Below are 26052 nucleotides of genomic sequence, written 5' to 3'. Positions count from 1 at the left end.
CTGGCGACCGCCAGGGGTCGGGAGCGCCGCAAAGCCTTGCGCGTCAGGGGCTCGAGGCTGTCACGAATCGGCGACAGCGGGGTCGTCGGGCAGATCGCCGCCCGTGCTGTCGCTCTTGAACAGGCCGGGGGTGAGGGCGTGCTTCTGCAGCAGGCGGTAGAACTCGGTGCGGTTGCGCTGCGCCAGGCGCGCCGCGTCGGCCACGTGGCCATCGGTCATCTTGAGCAGGTCTACGAGGTAGGCGCGCTCGAAACGCTGGCGGGCCTCGGCGAAGCTCAGCACTTCCACCGACGGCGTGCGCAGCGCGCGCTGCACCAGCGCCAGCGGCACCAGCGGCGTGGTGTTGAGCGCGCACACCTGCTCGACCACGTTGTAGAGCTGGCGCACGTTGCCCGGCCAGGTCGCCATGGTGAGCGCCTTGAGTGCCTCGGGCGCGAAGCCCGAACTGCGCTTGCCGTACTTGGCCGAGAGCTTGGCGAGAAAGTGGTTGGCCAGCAGCGGGATGTCTTCGCGCCGCTCGGCCAGGGTGGGCAGCGTCAGCGTGACCACGTTGAGCCGGTAGTACAGGTCCTCGCGAAACTGGCCTTCGGCCATGGCGGCTTCGAGGTCGCGGTGGGTGGCCGAGACGATGCGCACATCCACCGGCACCGACTGGCTCGAGCCCAGCGGGCGCACCGCGCGCTCCTGCAGCACGCGCAGCAGCTTCACCTGCAACGCCGGCGGCATGTCGCCGATCTCGTCGAGCAGCAGCGTGCCGCAGTCGGCGGCCTGGAACAGACCCTTGTGATTGGTCACCGCGTCGGTGAAGGCGCCCTTGACGTGACCGAACAACTCGGATTCGAGCAGTGCCTCGGGGATGGCGCCGCAGTTCACCGCCACGAAGGGCTTGCCTGCGCGTGCGCTGGCCTTGTGGATGGCGCGTGCCAGCAATTCCTTGCCGGTGCCGGAATCGCCGCGCAGCAGCACGCTCGCGTCGCTTTGCGCCACCATGCGCGTCTCGGCCAACAGGTCGGCCATGCGGTTGGAGCGGCTCACGATCTCGTTGCGCCAGGTCTCGTCGGCGTGCTTCGTGGGCAGGCTGGGCGCGGCCAGTGCCAGGGCCTGCGCGATCTTCTCGAGCAGTTGCTTGGCGTCGTAGGGCTTGGTGAGGTAGGTGAAGACGCCGCGCGCCGTGGCCTCCACCGCGTCGGGGATGGTGCCGTGCGCGGTCAGCAGGATCACCGGCAGCGAGGGGTGGCGCGCGCGCACCTCGTCGAACAGGGCCAAGCCGTCGCGCCCGGGCAGGCGCACGTCGGAGATCACCAGTTGCGGGCGTTCGATCTCGAGCTGCGCGAGCGCCGCCTCGGCCGAGCCTACCGCCGTGACGTGGTAGCCCGCAGCGCCCAGGCGCATGGAGAGCAGGCGCAGCATGTCGGCGTCGTCGTCAACCACGAGCAGGCGCGCGCGGGGGGTGGTCGGCTCGTTCATGGTGCTGCCGGCCGCGCCGGTGCGCGGTTGTTCAGGCTGCGCTCGATGGCACGCATCGCCTCCAGCCGTTCGTTGAGCTGTTCGATGCGGCGCTGCTGCTCGCGCAGTTGTTGCGCCTGGCGATCCAAGGCTTCCTCCAGCTTGCGCTGCTCCATGAGCCGCTGCGCGATCAACCGGGCCAGCGGGCGGTAGGGTGTGGCGTCGGTGGACGTGTTCGCCGCCACCCGCTGCAGCAGACCCAGCGCGCGCGCGGTCTCCACCGGCTGGTTGCTGTGCATGAGCGCCACGGCCAGTTGCATCTGGCGCAGCGGCTGGCTACCGGGTTCGCCCAGCGCGGCGATTTCCAGCCCGAGCTCGGCAGGGGTGAGGGTACGCACGCGATCGGCATAGCGCAGCACGGTCGCCGTGGCCTCTTGTGTACCCACGCTGTCGATGTTGGTCACCACCAGCGAGGGCGTCGCCGCCTTGGGGGCGGGCGTCGCCGCATCCGGCGTGCTGGCTGCCGGTGCGGGCGTGGATGCCTCGGCTGGCGCCGCGGGGGTGCTGGCCACGGCCGGTGCGGGCGCGGGTGGTGCTGTCAGCGGCGTGACGGCGCAGGCACTGGTGAGCGTGCAAAGCGCCAGCGCGCCCCGCAACCGCCATGCGGCGCCGGGCAGCAGATGGCGCGCCGCAGCGCGCAGAGGTTCATACGACATGAGGCAACTCGATGCGGAAATGTGCGCCCCTGGGTCCCTCGAGCAACTCGATGCGGCCGCCGTGGGCGACGATGTATTCATGGACGATGGACAGACCGATGCCGGTGCCGCGCACCGCGCCCTCGGGCTGACGCTCGCCCCGGTAGAAAGGTTCGAAAACCCGGTCGCGATCGGCCGGCGCCACGCCCGGGCCCTGATCGATGATGTCGATGCTCACACGCGCGGGCAGGCTCGACAACACCAGGCGGATGGTGCCACCGTGCGGCGAGAAGCGAATGGCGTTGAGCAGCAGGTTTCCCACGGCCGAGGCCATCTTCTCGCGATCCACCGGCACGTGCACCGCATCGCCTTCGACGCGCACCGCGAGTGCGTGCGACTGCCAGTGCAGGCGTTGCGCCTCGACCTGCTCCTCCAGCAGCGCGCGCAGGTCGGTCCGCTCGCGCTTGAGCTGGCGCGCCTCGAACGCTGCCGCGTTGAAGCGCAGCAGCGCCTCGATCTGGGATTGCAGCACCTGCGTGTTGTGCTGCAGGATGTTCACCACCTCGGCCTGGCTCGGGTTCAGCGGTCCGGCCACGCCGTCGCCCAGCACCGCCACGCCCTCGCTCAGCGACGCCAGCGGCGTCTTGAGCTCGTGCGAGATGTGGCGAAGAAAGCGCGCCTTGTCGGCGTCGAGTTCTGTCAGGCGCAGTCGCAGCCAGTCGAGCTGCTGGCTCACGCGGCGCACGTCCTTGGGGCCGCGGATGTCGATGGGCTGGTCAAGCCGGTTCTCGCCCAGCGCCACGATGGCGCGCTCCAGGCGCTGGAACGGCTTGGCCAGCCAGATGCCGAAACCCAGCGCCATCAGGGCCGCGAGCAAGATCGAGCCGGTCACGATCTGCGTGAGCTGCTGGCGGCTGCGCTCGAAGCCGGCCTGCAGCGCCTCGTTGCGGCCCGCGATGATGGACTGCACCTTCTGCGCGATCGCCGCACTGTGGCCATCGAGTTCGCGAAAGGCGCGCGCCACCTCGCGCTCGCGGTCCAGTGCCGTCTCGGTGGGGCCCTCGAGCAGGTCACTCACCACATCGATCTGGCGCCGCCAGGGTTGAGCGAATTCTGCCGGCAGTTCGTTGTCCTGCAAGCGCCCGAGGATGTCGCGCGCGTGGCCGGCGGCCTCGGTGAAGCGTTGGCGCAACTGGCGATCGCCCAGCACCAGCGACTGGCGCGCCGCGCGCTCCATGGTCAGGCTGCGCTCGGAGAGCGATTGCGCCGCGGTGGACAGCGCGATGGCCTGGGCTGTGCCCTCGCGGCTTTGCGCCAGCAGCGTCTCGAGCGAGAACAGCGCGCGCACCGCCGCGGCGCCGAGCAAGGCGCCGATCAGCACGAAGGCGACCAGCAGCAGCTGCTGGAACGACAGCGAGGACGGTCTCACGCGCGCGGGTTCAGGCGGTTTCGCGCACCAGCACCTCGCCGCGCAGCGAGTGCGGCAGCGCCTGGGTGATGCGCACGTCGATCATCTGACCCACCAGCCGGACGCCGTTCGGGCCACCGTCGAAGTTGACGATGCGGTTGCACTCGGTGCGGCCCATGAGTTCCGCGGCGCCATCTTTGCCGGGTCGGCGCGACGGCCCTTCCACCAGGATGCGCTGCACCGTGCCTTCGCGGCTGGCGCTGATGCGCCGCACGTTGGCCTCGATGGTGGCCTGCAGGTGCTGCAGGCGCTTGAGCTTCACCTCGTGCGGCGTGTCGTCGGCCAGGTTGGCGGCCGGCGTGCCCGGGCGCGGGCTGAAGATGAAGGAGAAGCTGCTGTCGAAGCCGATGTCCTCGATCAGCTTCATCATCTTGTTGAAGTCGTCCTCGGTCTCGCCGGGGAAGCCTACGATGAAGTCGCTGCTCATCGAGATGTCGGGGCGGATCGCGCGCAGCTTGCGGATCGTGCTCTTGTATTCCATGGCGGTGTAGCCGCGCTTCATGGCCATGAGGATGCGATCCGAGCCGTGCTGAACCGGCAGGTGCAGGTGGTTCACGAGTTTCGGGATCTTCGCGTAGGCCTCGATCAGGCGTGGCGTGAACTCGTTGGGGTGGCTGGTGGTGTAGCGGATGCGCTCGATGCCCGGCACTTCGGCCACGTACTCCAGCAGCAGCGCGAAGTCGGCGATCTCGGTCGTGTCGCCCATGGCGCCGCGGTAGGCGTTCACGTTCTGGCCCAGCAGCGTCACTTCTTTCACGCCCTGGTCGGCCAGGCCGGCGATTTCCACCAGCACGTCGTCGAAGGGGCGGCTCACCTCCTCGCCGCGGGTGTAGGGCACCACGCAGTAGCTGCAGTACTTGGAGCAGCCTTCCATGATGGAGACGAAGGCCGAGGCGCCTTCCACCTTGGCCGGCGGCAGGTGGTCGAACTTCTCGATCTCGGGGAAGCTGATGTCCACCTGCGGCTTCGCCTGTTGCGCGCGCTTGGCCAGCAGCTCGGGCAGGCGGTGCAGGGTCTGCGGGCCGAACACGACGTCAACGAACGGGGCACGCTGGATGATGGCGTCACCCTCCTGGCTCGCCACGCAGCCGCCGACGCCGATCAGCACCCCCTTTTGCTTGAGGTGCTTCACGCGGCCGAGGTCGGAGAACACCTTTTCCTGCGCCTTCTCGCGCACCGAGCAGGTGTTGAACAGGATGAGATCGGCCTGCTCCGGGTCGTCGGTGGGTTCGTAGCCTTCGGCGGCGTTGAGCACGTCAGCCATCTTGTCCGAGTCGTACTCGTTCATCTGGCAGCCGAAGGTCTTGATGAAGACTTTCTTGTGGGTCATGGCAATGGCTCCTGCGGGCGCGCGCGCCCGGATCGCACCCGGCATGGCGGGCACAGGTGAATCGGCGGTCAGTTGGGGGTGGCCGGGGCCGGCAGCGTGCGCGCCGTGGCGGCGCCTTGCTGCGATTCGAAGGTGAAGTTGCGCTCGACACCGTAGCCGGGGCGCTTTTCCTTCTTTTCCTCGGCGGTGAGGATCCAGGCCTGCGTCACCTGCCCGCGGCGGTCGAGCAGGTAGTTGACCGTGATCTCGCGGTTGAGCAGCGAGGCTGGCCGCACCAGGCGGTTGCCTTCGTCGAGCACGCGCGCGCCAGGCGACAGACGCGTGACGCGATCGTCCATCTCGAGGTAGGGCGGCTGCTTGACGGTCATCTCGCCGCGCAGGGCTTCGCGGGGAAAGTTGCGCGTCGATCCCTGGGCCTGGGCGTGCGTGGCGCCGGCCAGGGCCAGGGTGAGCAGCAGGGGGGTGAGGCAGCGGTTCATGGTGTAGATCCAGAGGCTGGTCGGGGTCGCGATTGTCTCATGGGGGTGGGCGCTCGCTGCGCGCCGCGCGGAGTGCGTGAGCCCCCGCCGGTCAGCGCCAGCGCTGCGGCTCCAGGCTCACGCTGCCGCGCTCGCCGCTGAGCGTGAGCACGCCTTCGAGCACGGTGGCCTGCAGTTGCATGCTGCGCTCGGCCAGGGCCGCCAGCGCCGGGGCGGCATCGGCAGGTATGCGCCACACCTGCAGCTTGTCCAGGCGGGTGAGCTTGTTCTCGATGCCGCGCCACCAGACCTCGGCCGCGCTGCCGAAGGGATAGACGCGCACCGCGTCGGCCTGGCCGCAGGCCTTGGCCAGGGGTTTGTCCTCAGGCTGGCCGACCTCCACCCACAGGCGCTTGCGGCCGGTGAAGTCGGTGAGGTGCAGGTCGGGGTCGTCCGGGTCGGAGAGCCCCGCGCCGAACACCAGAATGCCGTCTCCGCCGCAGGTGTCGACCAGCTCGTGCGCGTTGAGCGCGAGCGCGGCCAGGCGCACCATCATGCGTTCGTCGGTCTCGCTCGGGTGGCGTGCCAGGGTGAGGGCGTGGTCGGCGTAGTACCCGTGGTCGATGTCGGCGATCTGCAGATTCGCCTTGAAGACGGTGGACTTGAGGGCCATGGCGCGTGGGGTCTGCTGCGGGCGGGGCAATGAAAAAGGCGGGCTCCGTTGCCGGAGCCCGCCTCGAATCTGGTGGCGATAGGTGGACTTGAACCACCGACATCAGCATTATGAATGCTGCGCTCTAACCAACTGAGCTATATCGCCGAAGCCGCGCATTATAGCCCAAGCCGGAAACCCTCAAGTGTTCTTGAACACCGCCTTGCGCTTGTTCACGAAGGCGTCCATGCCTTCCTTCTGGTCGTCGGTGGCGAACAGGGCATGGAACATGCGGCGCTCGAACATCACGCCGTCGGACAGACTGCCCTCGAACGAACGGTTCACCGATTCCTTGGCCGCCATCACCGCGATCTGCGAGAAATCGCAGATCGTGAGGGCGGCGCCCAGGGCTTCGTCCATCAGCTTGTCCAGCGGCACCACGCGGCTCACCAGGCCGGCGCGCTCGGCCTCGGTGGCGTCCATCATGCGGCCGGTGAGCGCCATGTCCATGGCCTTGGATTTGCCCACGGCACGCGGCAGCCGCTGCGTGCCGCCGGCCCCCGGGATGATGCCCAGCTTGATCTCGGGCTGGCCGAACTTGGCGTTGTCGGCCGCGATGATGAAGTCGCACATCATGGCCAGCTCGCAGCCACCGCCCAGGGCGAAGCCGCTCACCGCTGCGATCACCGGCTTGCGCACGCTGCGGATGGTTTCCCAGTTGCGGGTGATGTAGTCGCCCTTGTAGACGTCGGCGAAGGTGTACGTGGCCATGGCGCCGATGTCGGCGCCCGCCGCGAAGGCTTTTTCGCTGCCGGTGACGATCATGCAGCCGATGTTCTCGTCGGCGTCGAAGGCCTTGAGTGCGGCGCCCAGCTCGTCCATGAGCTGGTTGTTCAACGCGTTGAGCTGTTTGGGGCGGTTCAGCGTGACGATGCCGACGCGGCCTTCGGTGCGCACGGTGATGCATTCGGGGGCGGTGCTCATGGAATCTCCTCGGGGGTTTTCGGGTGCCAGCCGGGCACTATAGCGGGCCAAGCCCTACGGGTATTCATTAGCCGACCGATCGGTTGGCTAATGGTAAATTGCCGATCGAGAACCACCCACCGAGGAGACACGATGAGCCCTGCCCACGAGGCCAGCACCGTGGTGTACGAAGAGCGCGGGGCCGTCGCCCTGCTCACGCTCAACCGACCCGACGCCCTCAACAGCTTCACGCGGGCCATGCACCGCGACCTGTGGGCGGCGCTCGACCGCGCCGAGGCCAACGCCGCGATCCGCGCCCTGGTGATCACCGGCGCCGGGCGCGGCTTCTGCGCCGGCGCTGATCTGGCCGAGTTCGATTTCGAGCCCGGGCCCGACCTGATGCAGCGTGCCGACCCCGGCCCGGTGATCGAGCAGGCCTTCAACCCCACGGCGCGGCGCCTGATGGGCCTGCGCATGCCCACCATCGCCGCCGTCAACGGCGTGGCCGCGGGCGCGGGCGCCTCGCTGGTGATGTGCTGCGACATCGCGATCGCGGCGCCGAACGCGAGCTTCATCCAGGCGTTCAGCAAGATCGGCCTGATCCCCGATGCCGGTGGCAGCTGGCTGCTGGTGGAGCGCCTGGGCCTGGCGCGTGCCATGGCGCTGGCCATGACGGGCGACAAGCTGCCTGCCGCGCAGGCGAAAGAGTGGGGAATGATCTGGGACGTGGCCGAGGACAGCGTGGCCGCGGCGCTGGCCATGGCCGACAAGCTGGCCGCCATGCCCACGCAGGCGCTGGTGGCTACGCGCCACCTGCTGCGCGACGCTGCCACGCGCAGCTTCAGCGCGCAGCTCGACGTCGAGCGCGACACGCAGTCGGCGCTGGGCCGCACGCACGACTACATCGAGGGCGTGATGGCGTTTCGCGAAAAGCGCCCGGCGCGCTTCAAGGGCGCGTGATGACACCCCAGGAACGCGCCCGCAGGGTGGGCGAGGCCATGTTCGCCAACGACGTGGCCAGCAAGGACACCATGGGTATGGAACTGCTGGCCTGCGAGCCCGGCCGCGCCGTGATGCGCATGGTGGTCAAGCCGCTGCACTTGAACGGCCACCAGATCTGCCACGGCGGCTTCATTTTCACGCTGGCCGACTCCACCTTTGCCTTCGCCTGCAACAGCCACAACCGCAATGCCGTGGCCGCGGGCTGCAGCATCGAGTTCCTGCGCCCCACGCACGCGGGCGACGTGCTCACCTGTGAAGGCCTTGAGCAGACGCTCTCGGGCCGCCACGGCATCTACGACATGAAGGTCACCAACCAGCGCGGCGAGGTGGTGGCGCTGTTTCGCGGCAAGAGCGCGCAGATCGCCGGCACCGTGTTTCCCGAAGAGGACCCGTCATGACCAACCTGCCCCTGGAGCCGATCGAAAAGGCCGGCATCGACGAATTGCGCGCGCTGCAGCTCAAGCGCCTGCGCGCGACGTTGCAGCACGCGTATGCCAACTCGCCGGTCTACCGCGCCAAGTTCGACGCCGCGGGCGTGCACCCCGACGACTGCCGCAGCCTGGACGATCTGGCGAGGTTTCCCTTCACCACCAAGGCCGACCTGCGCGACAACTACCCCTTCGGCATGTTCGCGGTGCCGCGCGAGCGTTGCGCGCGCATCCACGCCAGCAGCGGCACCACCGGCAAGCCCACGGTGGTGGGCTACACGTTGAAGGACATCGACACCTGGGCCACGGTGGTGGCGCGCAGCATCCGCGCCAGCGGCGCGCGCCGGGGTGATCTGGTGCACGTGAGCTACGGCTACGGCCTGTTCACCGGTGGCCTGGGTGCGCACTACGGCGCCGAAAAACTCGGCCTCACGGTGGTGCCTTTCGGCGGGGGGCAGACCGAGCGCCAGGTGCAGCTGATCCAGGACTTCCGGCCCGACATCATCATGGTCACGCCGAGCTACATGCTCGCCATCGCCGACGAGTTCGAGCGCCAGGGACTGGATCCGCGCGAGAGCAGCCTGCGCATCGGCATCTTCGGCGCCGAGCCCTGGACCAACGACATGCGGCTGGCGATCGAGCAGCGCGTGGGCATCGACGCGGTCGATATCTACGGCTTGAGCGAGGTGATGGGCCCGGGCGTGGCCAACGAATGCGTGGAGACCAAGGACGGCCCGACGATCTGGGAAGATCATTTCTATCCCGAGATCATCGACCCCGAGACCGGGCACGTGCTGCCCGATGGCGAGTTGGGCGAACTGGTGTTCACCAGCCTCACCAAGGAAGCGCTGCCCATCATCCGCTACCGCACGCGCGACCTCACGCGGCTGCTGCCGGGAACCGCACGCACCATGCGCCGCATGGAGAAGATCACCGGCCGCAGCGACGACATGATGATCGTGCGCGGCGTGAACGTCTTCCCGACCCAGATCGAGGAACTCATCCTTCGCCACACCGCGCTGACCGCTCACTACCAGTGCGTGCTCACGCGCCAGGGGCCGATGGATTGCCTGGCCGTGCGCGTGGAGACCCGTCCCGGCCTGGACCCGCAATCTGCCGAGGCGCAGGCCGCCGCCCGGGCCCTGCAGCACGACGTGAAGACCTTCGTGGGCACCAGCATCGAAGTCGAGCTCAAAGCCGAAGGGGGCGTGGAGCGCAGCCAGGGCAAGGCCAAGCGCGTCGTGGACCTGCGGCCACGCTGAGCCGGCGGCGGTCGCCCGGGGCGTGACGCCTGTCACCCCGGCAGCTGTCACTGGGGCCAAACCCGCTGTTCATTTCCCACCTGCTGTGGATACAGTCGCGCGCAAAGGTTGGGAAGCCATGGACAAGCAAACCGTCTTTGTCAAAACGGAACAGGGCCGCGACGCCCTCACGAGCCGCCCCGCCGGTCTGGGGCCGCGGCTGCGCTCGCTGTTGATCATGGTCGACGGCAAACGCAGCGTGGGCGAGCTCGACAAGATGCTGGGCAGCGATGGCGCGGCCGCGCCGCTGCTGGAGCAGCTGGCGGCCGAGGGCTGGATCGAAGGCGGTGCTCCGGCAGCGCCCCCACCGGCGGCGGCGCCTGCCGCGACCGCCGTCGCCGTGGCCGAGGGACCGGCCACCCTGCCACCGCCCACGGCCGATGCCTTGCCGTTTCCCGAGGCGCGTCGCCTCGTGGTGCGCTTCATCAACGATCAGCTCGGCCCCATGGGCGAGCCGCTGGCCATCAAGGTGGAAGGCTGCAAGAGCGCCACGGAACTGCTGGCCATGCTGCCGCGCATCCGCGACGGCCTGCGCAACTTCAAGAACGCGGCCACCGTGGCCCAGTTCGATCAGGACGTCGCGCCGCGCCTGCCCGCGCTCTGAGCCGGCGCGTTGTCGCCCAGCCACGCGCTCAGGCGGGTGGCATCGCCCACGGACAGGCGCAGGGTGTGCTGCTCGGCGGGCCACTGCAGCGGCAGGCGAAGCAACTGGCGGTCTCGCGAGACCAGGGCCGTGAGGCGCGTGCGGGTGCCGCGCAGCGCCTGCACCTCGTCGAGCCGCTGGACCCGCCAGGCCTCTGGCGTGCCGCCCCGGCGCGCCGGGGCAAACTCCACGCCCAGCCATTCGTCACCGGCGGCCAGGCCGGCTGCCTCGCCAGCGCCGCCGCGCAGCACGTTCTTCACCACCAGCGCGCCGCCGGCCTCGCTCACGCGCAGGCCGAGCTGCTGCGCCAGCGGTGCGGGCTCGTGCTGTACCTTGACGCCGTGCGCCAGCAGCAGTGGCTCTAGCGGCAACTCGTCGGTGCCGTGCACCCAGGCGTCGAGCTCGGCGTCGAAGGCGCGCCCGCCGAGCTGGCGCAACACGCTGCGGACATCGCGTTCGCGCATGGGGCCGGCCTCGCAGCGCCGCCAAAGCGCGCGCATCGCGGTGTCGAGCGAGGCGGCGCCCTCGCGGCGCAGCGTGAGGTCCAGCGCCAGTGCGACCAGCGAGCCCTTGGTGTAGTAACTCACCGTCGCATTCGGCGTGTTCTCGCCCACGCGGTAGTACTTGGTCCAGGCATCAAAGCTGGCCTGTGCCACGCTTTGCACGAGGCGTCCGGGCGTCTGGCGCACCTGGTTGATGTTCTTGGCGGCCAGTTGCAGGTACACGGCATCGTCGATCAATCCGGCGCGGCGCAGGATCAGGTCGTCGTAGTAGCTCGTGAAGCCTTCGAAGAACCACAGCAGCTCCGTGTGGTTCTCGCGGTCGTAGTCGTAGCGCGCGAACTCGGCGGGGCGCAGGCGCTTGACGTTCCAGGTATGAAAGTACTCGTGGCTGATGAGCCCGAGCAGCGTGGTGTAGCCGTCCGTGGCCTTGAGCGCCACCGGCCTGGCCGTACCGTCGCGTCGTGCTGGCAATTCGCTGCGCTGGCAGATCAGCGCGGTGCTGTTGCGGTGCTCCAGACCGCCATAGCCGTCGCCGCTGGCGTGCAGCATGAAGACGTAGCGCTCGAAGGGCGGTGCGCCATCACCGTGCCAGAAGGCAATGTGGGCTTCGCAGATGCGTCGCGTGTCCTCGATCAGCCGTTCTGTATCGACCCAGTCGCCCGCGCCCGTCATCACGAATCGGTGCGGCACGCCCCCGGCGATGAAGTCGGCGCTGAAGAAGCGGCCGAGCGTGACCGGGCAATCGGCCAGCTCGTCGTAGTCGGCCGCCCGGTAGAGGCCCCAACCCTGCTCGTCCACGCGTTGCGGCACCAGGCCGGTGGCCACGCACCAGCCGTCGGGTGAGCCGCCTCGCGTGACCTCCAGCGCATGCGGCAGTTCCTCCTGGCCGAGCACGCGCAGGCACAGGCTGGTGGCGTTGAAGAAGCCGCGGGTGGCGTCGAGCCAAGCGGTGCGCACCGAGGCATCCAGCGCGTAGACCCGGTAGCGCAGTTCCAGCGGGTCGCCCGCTTGTGTGTCGACCTGCCAGCGGTGTTTGTCGAGCTGGCGCACGGCCACTTCGCGGCCACCTTGCCAGGCGCGCAGGTCCTGCAGGTGCTGCGAGAACTCGCGCACGAGGTAGCTGCCGGGAATCCACACCGGCAGCGCCACGCGCAGGGCCCGCGCCGGTTCGGCCACGCTCAGCGTGACGTCGAACAGGTGGGTGTGGGGATCGGCGGCGGCCACGCGGTACTGAACCGGGGCCTGGCTGGCGTGGCGCCGTTGGCGGGTGGGCATCAGGTCGCTCCCGCGGCGATGAAGCAGGACAGCGCGGCCACCATCGACAAGCGCCAGCGCAGGGTGAGCCAGGCGCGCAGGCCAGCGGCAACGTACAAGCGCCGGTCAACGCCGTAGCAGACGATCAGCAGCAGGCCCAGCCACGGCAGCGCTGCGTGCGCCGGCATCAACAGCGCGGGCCAGGCGAGCAGGCTGGGCGCAACGCCCCAGGCGAGGTGCCCGGTGGTGGCCAGCCCTTGTGCCATGGCCACGCCCCAATGAATGCCGCCCAGGAACGACACGATCAAGGCGCCGTATCCCACCAGGGCCAGCGCCACCCAGGCGCCGGGGTCGGGGGGCACCAGCCACAGCACGAGGGCCAGACCCACGAAGGGCACAAGACCGCCGGCACCCAGGGCCTGGGCCAGGGCTGGCGGTTTCGCGCCGTCGTCGCGCAGGGGGGATTGCCCGGGGCGGGTAGCGGCAGCGGTCATCGCGCCCGGGCTTCCTTCAGCATGGCTTCGAAGCGCTCGGCCGGGATGTAGCCGGGCACGCGCGTGTCGTTGGCGAAGATCAGCGTGGGCGTGCCGTTGATGCCATGGCGCGCGGCCAGGCGACCATTGCGCTCGATCGCTGTCGTGTCGCACTGGGCGGGCTCGGGCGGCTGCTGGTTCAGCATCCAGTTGCTGTAGGTCCTGGCGCGGTCCTTCGCGCACCAGATGCGGCGCGATTTTTCCAGCGAATCGGGGCCGAGCACGGGGATCAGGAAGATGTGCACGGTCACGTCATCGAGCTTGGCCATTTCCTGGTGCAGCTTCTTGCAGTAGCCACAGTTCGGGTCTTCGAATGCCGCCACCTGGCGCGTGCCCTTGCCCTTGACGATCTTGAACGCGTCCTTGAAAGGCAGGTCCTTGAAGGCCACGGCATTGAGCTTTTCCAGCCGTTCTTCGGTGATGTTGGTGCGCGTCTTGGTGTCGATGATCGGACCCAGCATGACGTAGCTGCCGCTGTCATCGGTGTAGAAAAGCCGGTTGCCGCTCACGCGCACTTCCCACAGGCCGGGGAAGGGCGTCTTGCTGATCTCCTCGATGGCCGGCATGTCGGGCAGGCGCTCCGCCAGGTTCTTGCGGATGCTGGCTTCCTGGGCGCTGGCGGCCAGTGACAAGCCGGCCATCAGGCCGAGCAACAGGGTCTTGAGGGTCTTCATCGGGCGTGGACCGGGTTCGTGGGCATCGAAAAGGGGTTCAGAGCGACAGGCCCATGGCCTGGCGGGCAAACCAGCGTTTGAGGGGGCCGCTGCGGTCGAAGCCGGACAGGCCCCGGTTGCGCAGCAACTGCACGCGGCTGTCGGCCAGACCGAACAGCGAGAACAGCCCGTCCGTCACCCAGGCCATGGCCTGCACGTCGGCGGCACGGGCCCGCTCGTAGCGTCTGAGCAGTTTCGGGTCGTCGAGTTCGCGCCAGTATTCGCGCGCGTGCAGCACACGGGCCAGTTCGGCCGCATCGGCCAGGCCAAGGTTGAGGCCCTGGCCGGCCAGCGGGTGCACGGCGTGGGCGGCGTCGCCGGCCAGCACCACAGTGCCCGCTGCCGTGCGCGATATCCAGCGTCGCGCGCGCGACAACTGCAGCGGCCAGGCCTGCGGTGCGCCCAGCAGCGTGAGTTCGCCCAGCGCCTGCATGCTGCGCGCCTGCACCGCCGCCGCCAACGCCGCCGGCTCGGCCTGCAACCATTGGGCGGCCTGGTCGGTCGGCAGCGACCACACCAGCGCGAGTTCGTGCGCGTTTGCGCCGCCCAGGGGCAGCAGCGCCAGCACCTCGCCGTCGGCAAACCACTGTCGCGCAATGCCACCGTGCGGCTGCGCCGCGCGCAGGCGTGCCGCCACCGCCTTGTGCGGATAGGGAAACACGGTGTGTTCGATGCCCAGGGCCTCGCGCGTGGCGCTGTGGCGGCCCTCGCAGACCACCGTGAGGCGTGCGGCCGGGGCCTCCTCGACGCGCTGCACGCCCGCCGCAAAACCGATGGCGTCGCCCAGGCGGCGCTCCAGCGTGGGCACGTCCACGATCCAGGTGAGTGCCTCCGCGCCGAGCTCGGCAGCGTCGAAGCGCAGCGTGCCATCTGCGTCGCCATGCACCTGCATGCCGGTCACCGGCGTCACGGCGCCGGGCACGTCGTCGGGCCACGCGCGCAAGGCACGCAGCAATTCGCGCGATGTGTTGTTGAGGGCGTAAGCGCGCACGTCGTCGGCCCGCGGCGCCGCCGGGGGCGCCACCAGGGCCACGCGCAGGCGGTCCTGGGCGAGCAGCAGGGCCAGGGCCTGGCCCACCACGCCCGCGCCGCGAATGACCACGTCGGCGCGCTGTGCAGTGGCTGGGGAAGACATGGCGGGATTCTAGGCTTGCGGGTCGGTGCCGCTGGCGCGGCAGGGCAAAATCCGACGCCTTGCCATTCTGACCCGACCGACAGCCATGACCGACACCGCCGACGTGCAAGCCACCATCGAAGAACTCTGGATCCACCCCGTCAAGTCGTGCGCGGGCGTTCGGGTCGCCGAAGCGGAGCTCACCGACACCGGCCTGCTCTACGACCGCGCCTGGATGGTGGTGGACGCGCAGGGTGAATTCGTGAGCCAGCGCGAGCTGCCGCGCATGGCGCTGATCCAGCCCGCGTTCAAGATGGGGCAGCTCGTGCTGCGGGCACCGGGCATGCTGGCCCTGCACCTGCGGCTTGACGCGGTGGAAGGCCCGCTCAAGGTGCGGGTGTGGGACGACGAGGTCGAAGCCTTCGACATGGGCGACCTCGCCGCACAGTGGTTCAGCGACTTCCTAGGTCCGGAGGCACCTGCCTCGCTGAAGCAGCTTCGCCTGGCCCGCTTCGACCCCGAGGTAAAGCGCCCGAGCGACCCGGCGTGGACCGGCGGGCGCGAGGCCGGCACGCAGTTTGCCGATGGTTTTGCGCTGCTGGTCACCAGCACGGCGTCGCTCGATGAACTCAACCAGCGCCTGGCCGCGGCCGGCCACGCTGCCGTCGACCAGCGCCGCGTGCGCCCGAACATCGTGCTCGGCGGGCTGCAGGCGCACGACGAGGACCGCCTGGGGGCGCTGCGCATCGACACCGATGCAGGAGCGGCCCTGATCGAACCCGTGAAGCCCTGCGCACGCTGTTCGATCCCCGACGTCAACCCGGACACCGCGCAGACCGGCACTGCGGTGAACGATGCGCTGCGCGCCTACCGGGCCGACGCGCGCGTCAACGGTGGCCTCACCTTCGGCATGAATGCCATCGTGCTGGAAGGCGACGGGCAGATGCTGCGCGTGGGGCAGCGCGTCAGCGGGAACTGGCGCTTCGACTGATCGCCGGCGCGCGTACCTGCGTGCGGAACTGCGCTCGGTATTGCGCCGGCGTGAGCCCGGTGTGGGCGTGGAACTGGCGCGTGAAGTGCGGCTGGTCGGCATAACCGCTGAGGTAGCCCACCTCCGCCAGCGGTGCGTCGCTGTCGGTCAGGCGGTGCGCCGCGTGGTTGAGCCGGGCCTGCGCGAGCAGGCCGCTGAAACGCTGGCCCTCGCGCGCCAGCTGGCGCTGCAGGGTGCGCGGCGCGGTGTGCAGCACGTGCGCGAGTCGCGGCAGTGTCCAGCCGCGTGCCGGGTCGGCCTGCAGCCAGGCCAGCGGCGGGGCAGCGGGTGTCGCGCGCGGCGCGACATGGCCGGCCTCCCATTGCCATTCCCAGGTGTGCAGCGCTGCAGGCCAGCGCGTTGCGCACCAGCCACCACGGAAGAGCCAGTCGCGTGTGCCCACCGGCCGCGCGCGCAGGCCTTGCACACCGACGCGTTGCGCCAGCGCGAGCAGCAGGCCCGCCACGAGCAGGTCTTCGGCCATGTCGGGCGGCGCCGCCTGATGCAGCGACACGTGTTGCCAGCACAGGCGGTTCGGCCCGGTGGCCTGCACCTGCACGCGATGGCGTGAGTGCACGAAACGCTCCAGCCGTTGCCATCGCTGCAGCAGATCGAACGGGTCGTCGGCGGGCGCGAAGGCGGTGAGCATCGGGTCGTCGTGCAGGTCGTGCACGGCCTCGCCCAGGCGTGCGATCACGCCTGGCCCATGGGCCTGCCACAGCACCCGCAGCTGGGTGCGCTTGTCGGGCAGGGGCACCCGGCCATGCTGCGCGGGTGGCAGGGGCGGCGCGGCCAGGCCCTGGCGTTGCAGGCCGGCACGCACGATGCGCATCATCGCGGCCGAGGCGAAATCGTCCATGGCCTGAAGTCTGCGCGAAGTCGGGTGCGGCGAGGGGAAAGCGCGTCGGGCGTCGCCCGGTGGCCGCACGCACCGCGTTGGCGATGGCCGCGGCCGCCGCGACGATGACGGTCTCCCCGGCACCGCCAGGCGCCTCGCCCTCGTCGACCAGCACCACACGCATCGGCGGCACCGCGTCCAGCCGCGGGATCGGCGCGGCCGCGAAGCTGTCGCTCACCACAGCGCCGTCGCGCAGCGAGAGCGCATCGCCCAGCGCCATGCCCACGCCCCACACCAGGTTGCCTTCGCATTGGGCGCGCACCGTGTCGGCGTCGATCACGTGGCCGCAGTCGTGTGCGCACGTGAGTTGCGTCACCCGCACCTGGCCGTCGGCGGCCACGGTCACGTCGGCCACCACGGCGGCATGGCTGTGTTGTTTGTAGGTGCCGCAGGCCACGCCGCGGCCTTCGCGTGAATTTGCGGCCGATGCGGGCGATGCCGGTGCCAACGGCCGCGTGGGCGCGGCTTGCACGGCGGTGCGCAGCACGCGCGCCAGTCGCGCGTCTTCCAGGTGCGCCAGGCGAAACGCCACCGGATCGGCGCCTGCGGCACGTGCGCATTCGTCGATTGCCGACTCGATGGCCAGGCCGTTGGGCCCGGCGCCCAGGCCGCGCCAGGGTCCGGTGAAGACCGGCAGGCGCGCGAGTGCGAAACGCACGTCGGCGTTGGGCAGGCGGTAGGGCGGCACGGCACCGCGCGCCACACCCGGATCGCCGGCCACCACGTCGGTGATGCGCTGCAGCCAGGCCGGCACCCCGGCCGCGGTGAACAGGATGTGGCTGCTGGCGAACTGGTGCTGCCAGTCGTGCAATTGCCCGTTGCGCAGCCGCGCGCGGATGCGGTGGCTCGAAGGCGGGCGGTGAAAGCCCTGTCGGTATTCCTGCGCGCGCGTCCACTGCACTTTCACGGGCGCGCCCACCGCCTCGCACAGCAGCGCGGCCTCCAGCTCCACGGTACAGATCGTCTTGCCCCCGAAGGCGCCGCCCACGCGGCAAGGGTGCACGCGCACGCGGTCCTCGCGGCGCCCCAATGTCTTGCAGACCACGTCGCGCTGGTAGTACGCGTCCTGCGAGCCGACCCACAGGTCCAGCACGCCCGCGGCATCCAGCGCGGCCACCGCGGCGCGCGGCTCGATGGCGGCGTGTGCGGCGAGCGGGATGTCGATGCGCAGGTCCACGTCCCACGCGGCGCCATGCTCGATGCGGCCGCGCTGCATCACCTCGTGCGGCAAGCCGCCGCGTTCGCGGTGGGTGTCGACGTCGATCTGGCGTGCGATGTCGGCGTCACCGCCACCGCCCTCGGTGTGCCATTGCACGGCCAGCGCGGCCGCGATGCGCTCGAGCGCGCCCGGCGTGCGCGCGACGATGCCCAGGCCGTCGGCGCTGGCCTGCCGAAGCCGTGCATCGCGAACCAGCGCGACGAAGCCCGGCACGGCGCGCGCGGCGGCCTCGTTCCACGCCGCGGCACGCGAGGGCAACTCGGGCGATGTGGGCGCGCGCAGCACGCGGCCGTACAGCACACCCGGTGGCCGCACATCGGCGGCATAGAGCGGTGCGCCGGTGACGATCGCGTGGCCGTGCACCAGCGGCGGGACGGCGCACGCGGTGTCGCGACGAAAGGCGCGCAGCGCGTTCGCGGGCAAGGGATCGGCGTTTCGCCAGCCCTCGGTGTCGCCTCTCGCCAGGGCTTCGCGCAAGGTGGCGCAGGCCTGGGCCAGCGGCAGCGCGAAGTCGCGCACCGACTCGCTGCCGACGGTGGCGCGCACGCGCGCGATGGCGCTGGTGTCGGGCAGCACAAGATCCACCACCTTCCATGACACGCCGAGTTCGGCGCAGGCCACCTGCTTGAGCGCGGTGGCGATCTGCTGGCCCATCTCGATGCGGGGCAGCGCGAGCGTGTAGCGGCCGTCGTGGTGGCGGATCCAGCCCAGCGCGTCGGCGTAGCCGCTGGCAGGGCGCTTGGGGAACACAGGCAATGCACAGCCACCCAGCCCGAAGGCGACAGCCAGGCCCGCGCCGCCTTGCAGCAAGGTGCGCCGCTTCATCGCGCAGTCCCTTCAGCGGCCAGGGCGTGCACCGCCGCGCGCACGCGTTGCTGGGTGCCGCAGCGGCACAGGTGGCCCGCCAGTGCGGCATCGATCTGCGCGTCGCTGGGCCGCGGGTGTTCGCGCAACAGGGCCACCGTGGCCACGATCTGCCCGGCCTGGCAGTAGCCGCATTGCGGCACCCGCTGGTCAAGCCAGGCCTGCCGCACCGGGTGCAGATGGTCGTTGGCGCCGGCCAGCCCTTCCACCGTGGTGATGCGTCGCCCCGCCGCCTCGCGCACGGGCAGCAGGCAGCTGCGCTGCGGCACGCCGTCGACCAGCACGGTGCAGGCGGCGCATTGGCCGACCCCGCAGCCGTGCTTGGTGCCGACAAGGCCGAGGTGCTCGCGCAGCACCCACAGCAGGCGTTCGTCCTGCCAGGCGGGCGCGATGGGATGGCGCCGCTCGTTCACGCTGAGTTCCATGGAATGCTCCGGGTTGGGAGCTCCCATGTTGCGCGGCGCGCACCGCAAAGTCTTGAACCAACGCGCCAGCGTGGCGCGTGCCTCAGGCCGGGGCGCGCACCTGCTCGCGGGCGTGGTTCGCCAGGGTGGCCGCCAGCGCGGCGAGGTCGCGCTGCACGGTGGTGAAGTCGGCGTTGCGCTCGCGCGTGGCCTCGTGCATGTAGATCGGCCGGCGGATCTCGATCTGCAGGCTGTGGCGCCGTTGCGCGGGCTGACCGATGCGCGCGATCAGTTGCACGCCCTTGTACGGGTCGTTGCGCGCCACCGTGTAGCCGCGTGCGCGCAATTCCCGCTCGACCAGATCGACAAACGCGGGTTCGCAGGTGGTGCCGTCGCGGTCGCCGAGCACGAAGTCGGCCAGCGGGTGCGGGCTGCGAATCTGCAGCCGCTGGTAGGCGTCGTTGGGCATGGAATGCAGGTTGAGGTGCCAGACCGCGCCAAAGCGCGCCACCGTGTCTTCGATGCAGCGCGACAGCGTGGCGTGGTAGGGGCGGTAGCAGCGCGCGATGCGCGACTGCACCTCGGCCACCGTGAGCCGCCGCGCATAGATCGGGGTGGCTGCGTCGATGTTGCGCCAGATGAGCCCGAATCCCAGGCGCGTCTTCTCACCCGGGTTCAGCGGCGTGGGCCAGGGGCCATCGAGCAATTGCGGATCGAGGTCGTCCTCGGTGCGGTTGCAGTCCACGTAGGTGCGCGGGAAGTGCGCCGCCAGCAGGGTGCCGCCCACCGCGGGCACGGCTTCCCACAGCGCCTCCACGTGCGTGTCCTCGCCGCGGCGCAACAGCGCGCGCGGCACCGCGTGATCGAAGTCGGCCGGGTAGTCGGTGCCGCTGTGGGGAGAGTCGCAGACCAAGGGCGCCGCCGGCCCCGTGGGCGGGCGCAGCGAGAACGCTGGCGCAGGCGGCGGCGTGGCGGGCAGTCCGGTCATGCCGCTCATTCGAGGGAGATCCGCGCCATCTTTGCCACGCGCTCGTAGCGCTCCATGGCCTGCTGGATCTGCTGTGCGAAGGACTCCGGCGTGCCGGGAATCAGCGTCGCGCCCGACTCCTCCATCTTCTTGATGAACTCGGGGTGCTTCATGGCCTTGTGAAAGGCGGTGTTGAGGCGCGCGATCACCTCGGGCGGCGTGCCGGCGGGCGCCACCACGCCGAACCAGCCACCGCTGCCCATCTGGGGAAAGCCCAGTTCGCCGTAGGTGGGCACGTCCGGCAGGGACGGCGAGCGCTGTTCACTCAGCACCGCCAGCGCACGCAGCTTGCCGGAGGCGATGTTGGGCAGCGCCGAAGGCAGGTTGTCGGTGATGGCCGTCACCTGGCCCGACATCGCATCGGTCATCGCCTGGCCCGCGCCCTTGTACGGCACGTGCAGCATCTCCATTTTCGCCAGCGCCATGAAGTGCTCGATGTTGGCGTGACCAAGCGAGCCGATGCCTGGCGAGGCGAAGCTGTGCTTGCCGGGGTTGGCTTGCACCAGCGAGATGAACTCCTTCATCGTGCGGGCGGGCGTGCCGGGATGAACGGCGAACACGCTCGGTGTGGTGGCCACGTTGGTGACGGGCGCGAAATCCTTGAGCGGGTGGTAGCGCAGCTTGCGGCCGTAGACGGCCGGATTGCTGCCGTGCGTGCTGACCGTGGCCATGCCCAGGGTGTAGCCGTCGGCCGGCGAGCGGGCCACGAATTCCATGCCGGTCGAACCGCCGGCACCGGCCTTGTTCTCCACCACGATGGACTGGCCGAGCTCGCGGCTGCCGTACTCGGCCACCAGGCGCGCGGCCAGGTCGGTCGAGCCGCCGGGCGCGAACGGCACGATGAGTTTCACGGGGCGGGCGGGATAGGCACCTTGTGCATGGGCACCGCCCAGGGTGAGGGCAGCGGTGACGGCCAGGGCGGCGCGCAGCAGATGGGCGATGGGCATGGGATCGGGTCTCCGTCGATGGAATGCGGGAGCCCGCAGCGTAGGGAGGCGGGCGGTGACCCGCAAACGACATTTTCGTCGTCAGTGATGACATGATGTAATCGCAACGATGCGCATACGAAGCCCCTCGCTGGTGGAACTGCACGCGTTCCTCGGGGTGGCGCGGCACGGCAGTTTTCGCCGCGCGGCCGACGAGTTGTGCGTCACGCAGGCGGCTGTGAGCCGCGCCGTGGCCCGCCTGGAAGCCCACCTGGGCGAACCATTGCTGGACCGCGCGCCCAGTGGCGTGCGCCTGACCGCCGCGGGGGCAGACCTGCAGCGACAGGTGGCCGAACCGGTGGCGGCGCTGGAGGCGGTCGCGGGGCGTGCGCAGGCGCGGCGCGAGAGTGCGCGGCTGCGCCTGTCGGTGGTGCCCAGCCTGGGCAACCTGTGGCTGCTGCCTCGGCTGGAGGATTTCCGTCAGCGGTACCCGGCGATCGACATCGAATGGCGCCAGTACCACCACGACGAGAACTTCAGCCGCACCGACGTGGATCTCTGGCTGGCGCTCAAGACCGGACCGCGGCAGCGCTGGCCCAGGCAGGTGGCCGCGCAGTACCTGGTCGGCCGCGAGATCGTGGCCGTGTGCGCACCGGCCCTGGCGCGCGGTGTGCGCGGTGCCGACGCCCTGCTGGCCCGGCCGTTGCTCTACCACAGCAACTACCGCGACAACTGGGCACTCTGGGCTGAGGCGGTGGGTGGTCGATTGCCTGAAGGTTGGCGCGGCACCGGTTTCGATCTCGTGATGAACCTGATCGAGGCCGCCCGCGCGGGCATGGGCGTGGCCGTGGTGCAGCGTTGCATGGTGCAGGCCGATCTGGCGGCCGGGCGCCTGGTGGTGCCCGTGGCGGGCAGTGCAACCACGGGTCGCGGCTATTACCTGTGCCGTCTGCGCTCGGTGCCGGGCTCTCCCGCGGTGGATGCGTTCGCCCACTGGGTGCGCGAACAGGCCGCGCAGGCAGCGGCCTGAACGGGTCGGTCGGTACAATTGAGGCCCTTCTCCCTTGGCAGAACGAGGACGGTTTCCTCGGCAGGCCACAACCTCCCCACCCCGTCATGAGCTTGAAATGCGGCATCGTGGGCTGCCCAACGTGGGCAAGTCCACGCTCTTCAACGCCCTCACCAAGGCCGGCATCGCGGCCGAGAACTACCCCGTAGGCTGGACCGACTGAGATCCGCAGCTGGATCAACTACCTCCGGGTGTGGCGCGGCAGTCCCCGGCAAAGCCAGGACCAAAACGCGCCGAGCAAAAAAGGCCATCCTAGGATGGCCTTCGTCGTTTGTGGCGTTGACGACAAGTTGCGCTGTGCGTGCCCCAGGTCGCTGGAACGACACCTATGCAACCTTCGAGCGCGGTTCAGCGGGCAGCAGCGGTCGCCGGCATGGTCCGCGCCAGAAATGCTTCCACATCGATCTTCGCCTGCGTGAGCGCCCGAGGGCTGCCCTCCACGGTGGCACCATAGCCGCTGCTGCTGTGCAGGTTCCGCGCTGAGCCCATGAAGTGGCGTGGCAAATCGGGCATGTCGAAACTGTGGTGAGCGCCTGGGTACACGATGGTCTGGAAGTTGGCCCCCCATTTCTGCGAGAGGCCTTCGCAATACTTGGCCGGCGTCCAGTCGTCGGCTTGACCAATGAGGGTCAGGATCGGGGCGGTCATGGGCACCGCTCCAAAGGCAGAACAGTCGGGGTAGAGGGCGATGCCCGCGCTGAAGCGCGCGTGGCCGGGCGGCAGTTGGGATTCGATCAGGCGATTCAGGGCGCCCAACACAGTCCCGCCCCCATTGGAGAAGCCCATGATGGCAACGCGCTTGGGATCGATATCGGTTCGTGCGGCCAGTGCGGTCAAAGCGGTGTAGGCGTCGTTGAGGCGCTCGCGCTGAGGCACTCGGTTGAAGTTCGTGCAGATCTCCCGCACGCCACGGCGCTGAAAACTTTCGACGACAGCACTGGCATAGCCCTTGCTGCTCAGGAAAGCCTGCCACATTGGAATGTTGCGCTCTATACCGCTGCAGCCGTGCAGCAGCAGGACCGCTGGGTAGGGTGCCTGAAAGTTCTGTGGTGGCAGCATCAGTGCGTGCAACGGGCTACCGCCAGTGCTCCAGGCGGGCAAGGCAGTCCCCGCCAATGCCAGCAAGGCCAGCCAGTGGCGCCAGCACCGCGCCTTCATTTGCCGATACCCTCAACGTCACCCTTCTCTGCGGTGAAGATCCATTCGCAAGACTTCGCACCGACCGCGCACGCACGCATTGCGCCCCCGTCGTCGAAGATCTTGAAACAGATCGTGCTACCCCCTGCCGCGCTCTCATCGCAGCGCAAGCCGTCCTTGAACCACCAGCGCGAGGGTCGAACATTGGTGCCCACCTTGAGGAAGCGGCGGCCATCCTCGCGGTAATAGATCGGGTAGGTCTGCCCGGTGGATGTGTTGGTGTGGTACAGGGTTTTTTCCGGGACCAGGGCTCGCAACGCTGCATCGTCGAGTGGCTTGAGGCCGCGCGCGATCAAGTCGGCCTCCCCGGGTGGAGGTGCGAGTTGCGCGGATGCTGTGAACGATGCCAGCAGAAGACATAGGCCGAGTGAGGAACGGATTCTTCGAGGCACGATGAGCTCCTGTTCGATGAACCGCGGAACTGCGGCTGGGGGACAACACAACGTAAGAGAAGGCGAGAAGAGTGTCTCCGCTGTTTGCACCGTTGGCAATGCAATCCATGCTGCCGACCGCGACGGGACAACTCAAAGCGAGGACCAAAGCCTGCACACTGCGAAGCCCATCCAAGGGCGGCCATCACTGTTTCTGGCGTTGACGCTGGAGAGAAAGGTGGCATCGCCCTCAACGATCAGTCCGGCCCGGCACGCTCCAGATCGTCATGCCCGTTGCAGATCGCACCTCAGAACAACTATTCCATTCGCCCCGAGGACCAAAAGCAAAAGCCCCATCGAGTGGGGCATTTGGTTATCGGTGGTGCGCTGCCCCCAGATTTCGTAGCGCTGTGTTTTAGAGCCCGGGGGATTGCATCGTAGTGGATGCGGTGGTTTGCGATGTGCCGCCAGCGCGCTGGCGGGATTCGTCGGAGGCCCGGACTCGCCGCAGATGGTCCGACAGTGGGCGTAGCGGTGGAAGCCAGAACAATGCCGCCCCGCTGACAAAACCGAGCAGGGAACCGAGCAACCCTCCCTTCCAGGTGAACGCCGCGCCACCGAAGGACAGATTGGCCAGATTGGCTCCCAGGTGCCCGAAGCCGGCGCACAGAAGGGGCACTAAGTACACAGGAACCCGGTTCAGTAGTGAGCTCGCTGCGGCCAGGAAGAACAGCGCTCCTGCAATGGCGGCCGGCCAGAGGGCGATTACTACCGCGACGAGGTAGAAGGCTGGCATCAGAGCCAGCCCGACCAGTGGACCAAGCGATGCAAGCACTGGAGCACTCTTCAATGCAGACAACGCGCTTACTGTACCGACCAACAGCGACAACCCAGCCCCTATCGAGCCGGCGAGCACTACCAGCAGGCCACAAAAGGCCAAGGCCGCTTCAGCGTGGCGGCGGAGCTTCGATCTGTCCATGGCACTGTCGTGCATTCAAACAGGTAAAGCAGCCTCAGAGCCGCTCAGCGAATGTCTTGGAGGCCTGCGCACCCGCTTTTGCCAGGGGCGTGACGAACTTGTCCACCGCTTGCTCTCCCGGGCTGTTTGCCTCACCTTGAGTTTTGTGGGCGAGCTCGTCCTGCAGGATGACCTCGATCGCCCGGTGGACTTCGCGGTCTCTCCCCTTGAAGAAGCGGGCCGCCTCGGTTAGCTCGCGCTCCACAATGCCCTCGATCACGGCCGTGCTCCGCCACACGGCTCGGCGCCCACCGAGCGCAGTCAGCACTCCATAGGCAATCCCGCCCGCGCACCACAGAGTCGGCACCACAACTGGCCGTACACCACGTGCCCGCATGAGGCCTCCAAACACGGCGAAATGTTCCACCTCATGCCCGTGCATCTCGGTTAGCTGGGGGATGAGGTCGCGAAATAGAAGCGAGGCGACCAAGCGATGCCCCCAGTACACCCCGGTAGCGCCCTTCTCGCAAGCGTGCATGATTCGAAGGTGTCGCCGCGCGAGTTTCTGCGCTGACTTCTCGTCGTTGCCCTCTGTCATTGCGTCGCCTCCCTGAACTTGGTGTGTGGCTGACTTCGTTGGCCCGCCTGGGGCTGCGATGGGGCTCATGCTAACCGCGGATCCAAACTAGGGGGGTAGCCGTGCTGCCGCACCGCGCGCTTATGCGGCCTATGGGTTCGCCCTATAAGAAGATATGGCTTGGAGTTGGGGATGCTGCGAGAAAAAGCTCCGTTGCTCTGCAATTGTGCATACGGTTATGTGGGTACTGGATACTCACTGCGTACAAGCGAGGAAAGCCATGCCAGGCATCTTCATCACACGTGGAATGCAGGTCGCCATCCCCAGCTTTTCGATCCGGATCAGGGACGACGGTGAGGTTGAGGGCGACCCCATCACACTTCACGTTCGATTCGACGTCTGCCCAACTTGGATAAAGATGGCCAAGAGGCACTTGGACGACGCCCAGCAGGCAAGGGATCGGAGGAACGAGGTGTGGGCTGGATCTGATGGTGAGGCGAAGGCAGAGGCGCTGGAGACTGAATTTGAGGCATCGATGCTCGCCATCATGTCGGCAGCGATCGCCTGGGACGCCCTGTACTCCATTCTTCGCGAGCACGTCACCATTCCTGCGTCCATGGCAGAGGCTTGGCGACGTGGGCGTACTGCTCGCTATACGCAAGTCGCTGAGACCGTGAGGCGCGCCTTCGTGCTCAAGCCGAAGGGGGCGGCAGTCCTTCGCTCGAACCTCCGGGCGATGTACGCGGCCCGCGACATGGCAGTTCATCCATCGGGAAAGATCGCCGCGCCCTTACTTCATCCCGAGCTTGACGTTGGCTTGGAGTGGCGGTTTGTGTACTTTCGAGCCCAGAACGCAGCTACCGTGATCCTGGGCGCGGCGGGGATGCTTTTCGACCTCGCTAAGAACGGACGTACTAAGGACCCCAAGGTGGCCGAGTATCAGAAAACCCTTCTTGTGCGCCTGCAGGAGATTTTTCCCGATGGCGTTCCACAGATTGCTCCCTGAGCG

Annotated in this window: 26 protein-coding genes, 1 tRNA gene and 2 pseudogenes; 8 read left to right on the top strand and 21 right to left on the bottom strand. The window is 68.8% G+C overall.

Features of this window, described 5'->3' with window-relative positions; genetic code table 11:
* Window positions 1-60: 60 nt before the first annotated feature.
* The 8 genes from M3149_RS02625 to M3149_RS02590 form a co-directional block, all read right to left on the bottom strand.
* Window positions 61-1467 carry a sigma 54-interacting transcriptional regulator gene (locus tag M3149_RS02625; protein ID WP_251707778.1) on the bottom strand — a complete coding sequence of 469 codons (1407 nt, stop codon included), beginning with the start codon at window positions 1465-1467 and terminating at the stop codon, window positions 61-63.
* Window positions 1464-2162, bottom strand: a complete 699-nt coding sequence (locus tag M3149_RS02620) for a hypothetical protein (protein WP_251707777.1) — start codon at window positions 2160-2162, stop codon at window positions 1464-1466. Before M3149_RS02620 ends, M3149_RS02625 begins: the two co-directional genes overlap by 4 nt.
* A complete protein-coding gene (locus tag M3149_RS02615) occupies window positions 2152-3570 on the bottom strand; it encodes a sensor histidine kinase (protein WP_251707776.1) in 1419 nt (472 codons plus the stop codon). The genes M3149_RS02620 and M3149_RS02615 overlap by 11 nt, the downstream gene beginning before the upstream one ends.
* A 10-nt stretch (window positions 3571-3580) precedes the next feature.
* Window positions 3581-4939 (bottom strand): tRNA (N6-isopentenyl adenosine(37)-C2)-methylthiotransferase MiaB, encoded by a 1359-nt coding sequence (gene miaB / locus M3149_RS02610; RefSeq protein WP_251707775.1) that lies wholly within the window; start codon window positions 4937-4939, stop codon window positions 3581-3583.
* Between the two features lie 68 nt (window positions 4940-5007).
* On the bottom strand, window positions 5008-5418 hold the full coding sequence (locus M3149_RS02605) for a hypothetical protein (RefSeq protein WP_251707774.1): 411 nt from the start codon (window positions 5416-5418) through the stop codon (window positions 5008-5010).
* 91 nt (window positions 5419-5509) lie between these two features.
* Window positions 5510-6070 (bottom strand): YaeQ family protein, encoded by a 561-nt coding sequence (locus M3149_RS02600; protein WP_251707773.1) that lies wholly within the window; start codon window positions 6068-6070, stop codon window positions 5510-5512.
* Between the two features lie 70 nt (window positions 6071-6140).
* A tRNA-Met gene (locus M3149_RS02595) sits at window positions 6141-6217 on the bottom strand.
* Window positions 6218-6250: 33 nt separating this feature from the next.
* Window positions 6251-7033 (bottom strand): enoyl-CoA hydratase, encoded by a 783-nt coding sequence (locus M3149_RS02590; RefSeq protein ID WP_251707772.1) that lies wholly within the window; start codon window positions 7031-7033, stop codon window positions 6251-6253.
* A 132-nt stretch (window positions 7034-7165) separates the two neighbouring features.
* Here M3149_RS02590 and M3149_RS02585 point away from each other — a divergent pair, with 132 nt between their 5' ends.
* From M3149_RS02585 to M3149_RS02570, 4 genes are all read left to right on the top strand, one after another.
* Complete coding sequence (locus tag M3149_RS02585; RefSeq protein ID WP_251707771.1) at window positions 7166-7972, top strand: enoyl-CoA hydratase-related protein; 807 nt, start codon at window positions 7166-7168, stop codon at window positions 7970-7972.
* Window positions 7972-8412, top strand: a complete 441-nt coding sequence (gene paaI / locus M3149_RS02580; protein WP_251707770.1) for a hydroxyphenylacetyl-CoA thioesterase PaaI — start codon at window positions 7972-7974, stop codon at window positions 8410-8412. Before M3149_RS02585 ends, paaI begins: the two co-directional genes overlap by 1 nt.
* The gene (gene paaK, locus M3149_RS02575) at window positions 8409-9704 is read left to right on the top strand and encodes a phenylacetate--CoA ligase PaaK (RefSeq protein ID WP_251707769.1); all 1296 of its coding nucleotides are present in this window, start codon (window positions 8409-8411) and stop codon (window positions 9702-9704) included. The genes paaI and paaK overlap by 4 nt, the downstream gene beginning before the upstream one ends.
* Before the next feature lie 118 nt (window positions 9705-9822).
* Window positions 9823-10347 (top strand): hypothetical protein, encoded by a 525-nt coding sequence (locus M3149_RS02570; protein WP_251707768.1) that lies wholly within the window; start codon window positions 9823-9825, stop codon window positions 10345-10347.
* On the opposite strand, the gene M3149_RS02565 is transcribed toward M3149_RS02570, so the two are convergent.
* From M3149_RS02565 to M3149_RS02550, 4 genes are read right to left on the bottom strand one after another with little or no spacing between them, the layout of a single operon-like run.
* Window positions 10314-12164 carry a M61 family metallopeptidase gene (locus M3149_RS02565; protein WP_251707767.1) on the bottom strand — a complete coding sequence of 617 codons (1851 nt, stop codon included), beginning with the start codon at window positions 12162-12164 and terminating at the stop codon, window positions 10314-10316. The genes M3149_RS02570 and M3149_RS02565 overlap by 34 nt on opposite strands.
* Window positions 12164-12637 carry a DUF3429 domain-containing protein gene (locus tag M3149_RS02560; RefSeq protein WP_251707766.1) on the bottom strand — a complete coding sequence of 158 codons (474 nt, stop codon included), beginning with the start codon at window positions 12635-12637 and terminating at the stop codon, window positions 12164-12166. Before M3149_RS02560 ends, M3149_RS02565 begins: the two co-directional genes overlap by 1 nt.
* Entirely contained in the window at window positions 12634-13350 is a 717-nt protein-coding gene (locus tag M3149_RS02555) for a DsbC family protein (RefSeq protein ID WP_251707765.1), read from the bottom strand. Before M3149_RS02555 ends, M3149_RS02560 begins: the two co-directional genes overlap by 4 nt.
* A gap of 37 nt (window positions 13351-13387) precedes the next feature.
* Window positions 13388-14524 (bottom strand): FAD-dependent monooxygenase, encoded by a 1137-nt coding sequence (locus tag M3149_RS02550; RefSeq protein ID WP_251707764.1) that lies wholly within the window; start codon window positions 14522-14524, stop codon window positions 13388-13390.
* A gap of 85 nt (window positions 14525-14609) precedes the next feature.
* Here M3149_RS02550 and M3149_RS02545 point away from each other — a divergent pair, with 85 nt between their 5' ends.
* The gene (locus tag M3149_RS02545; RefSeq protein WP_251707763.1) at window positions 14610-15494 is read left to right on the top strand and encodes an MOSC domain-containing protein; all 885 of its coding nucleotides are present in this window, start codon (window positions 14610-14612) and stop codon (window positions 15492-15494) included.
* Here M3149_RS02545 and M3149_RS23130 read toward each other — a convergent pair.
* From M3149_RS23130 to M3149_RS02525, 5 genes and pseudogenes are all read right to left on the bottom strand, one after another.
* A complete protein-coding gene (locus tag M3149_RS23130) occupies window positions 15469-16017 on the bottom strand; it encodes an AraC family transcriptional regulator (RefSeq protein ID WP_353056792.1) in 549 nt (182 codons plus the stop codon). The two genes, M3149_RS02545 and M3149_RS23130, sit on opposite strands and share 26 nt — an antisense overlap.
* Before the next feature lie 553 nt (window positions 16018-16570).
* Window positions 16571-18475 (bottom strand): annotated as a pseudogene (locus M3149_RS02540) (molybdopterin cofactor-binding domain-containing protein); the annotation flags it as partial.
* A complete protein-coding gene (locus M3149_RS02535; RefSeq protein WP_251707762.1) occupies window positions 18472-18939 on the bottom strand; it encodes a (2Fe-2S)-binding protein in 468 nt (155 codons plus the stop codon). The gene M3149_RS02535 and the pseudogene M3149_RS02540, both read right to left, overlap by 4 nt.
* An 82-nt stretch (window positions 18940-19021) precedes the next feature.
* Window positions 19022-19906 (bottom strand): N-formylglutamate amidohydrolase, encoded by an 885-nt coding sequence (locus M3149_RS02530; RefSeq protein ID WP_251707761.1) that lies wholly within the window; start codon window positions 19904-19906, stop codon window positions 19022-19024.
* Window positions 19907-19911: 5 nt separating this feature from the next.
* Window positions 19912-20892, bottom strand: a complete 981-nt coding sequence (locus M3149_RS02525) for a Bug family tripartite tricarboxylate transporter substrate binding protein (protein WP_251707760.1) — start codon at window positions 20890-20892, stop codon at window positions 19912-19914.
* A 109-nt stretch (window positions 20893-21001) separates the two neighbouring features.
* Here M3149_RS02525 and M3149_RS02520 point away from each other — a divergent pair, with 109 nt between their 5' ends.
* Window positions 21002-21901, top strand: a complete 900-nt coding sequence (locus tag M3149_RS02520; RefSeq protein ID WP_251707759.1) for a LysR substrate-binding domain-containing protein — start codon at window positions 21002-21004, stop codon at window positions 21899-21901.
* 86 nt (window positions 21902-21987) lie between these two features.
* Window positions 21988-22085: pseudogene (locus M3149_RS02515) on the top strand (GTPase); the annotation flags it as partial.
* A 203-nt stretch (window positions 22086-22288) separates the two neighbouring features.
* Here M3149_RS02515 and M3149_RS02510 read toward each other — a convergent pair.
* The 4 genes from M3149_RS02510 to M3149_RS02495 all read right to left on the bottom strand — a co-directional run bounded on the left by M3149_RS02510 (window position 22289) and on the right by M3149_RS02495 (window position 25064).
* Window positions 22289-22999 (bottom strand): dienelactone hydrolase family protein, encoded by a 711-nt coding sequence (locus tag M3149_RS02510; protein WP_251707758.1) that lies wholly within the window; start codon window positions 22997-22999, stop codon window positions 22289-22291.
* A 95-nt stretch (window positions 23000-23094) separates the two neighbouring features.
* On the bottom strand, window positions 23095-23433 hold the full coding sequence (locus M3149_RS02505) for a hypothetical protein (protein WP_251707757.1): 339 nt from the start codon (window positions 23431-23433) through the stop codon (window positions 23095-23097).
* 490 nt (window positions 23434-23923) lie between these two features.
* Window positions 23924-24487 (bottom strand): hypothetical protein, encoded by a 564-nt coding sequence (locus M3149_RS02500; protein WP_251707756.1) that lies wholly within the window; start codon window positions 24485-24487, stop codon window positions 23924-23926.
* Window positions 24488-24521: 34 nt separating this feature from the next.
* The gene (locus M3149_RS02495; RefSeq protein ID WP_251707755.1) at window positions 24522-25064 is read right to left on the bottom strand and encodes a demethoxyubiquinone hydroxylase family protein; all 543 of its coding nucleotides are present in this window, start codon (window positions 25062-25064) and stop codon (window positions 24522-24524) included.
* A gap of 259 nt (window positions 25065-25323) precedes the next feature.
* Here M3149_RS02495 and M3149_RS02490 point away from each other — a divergent pair, with 259 nt between their 5' ends.
* Window positions 25324-26049: a hypothetical protein gene (locus M3149_RS02490; RefSeq protein WP_251707754.1), complete on the top strand. Its 726-nt coding sequence runs from the start codon at window positions 25324-25326 to the stop codon at window positions 26047-26049.
* Window positions 26050-26052: the final 3 nt, after the last annotated feature.

This window comes from Hydrogenophaga intermedia (assembly GCF_023715105.1).
Lineage (GTDB): Bacteria > Pseudomonadota > Gammaproteobacteria > Burkholderiales > Burkholderiaceae_C > Hydrogenophaga > Hydrogenophaga intermedia_A.
Note: the sequence above shows the minus strand (reverse complement) of the source record. Positions and strands in the feature narration are given on the sequence as shown.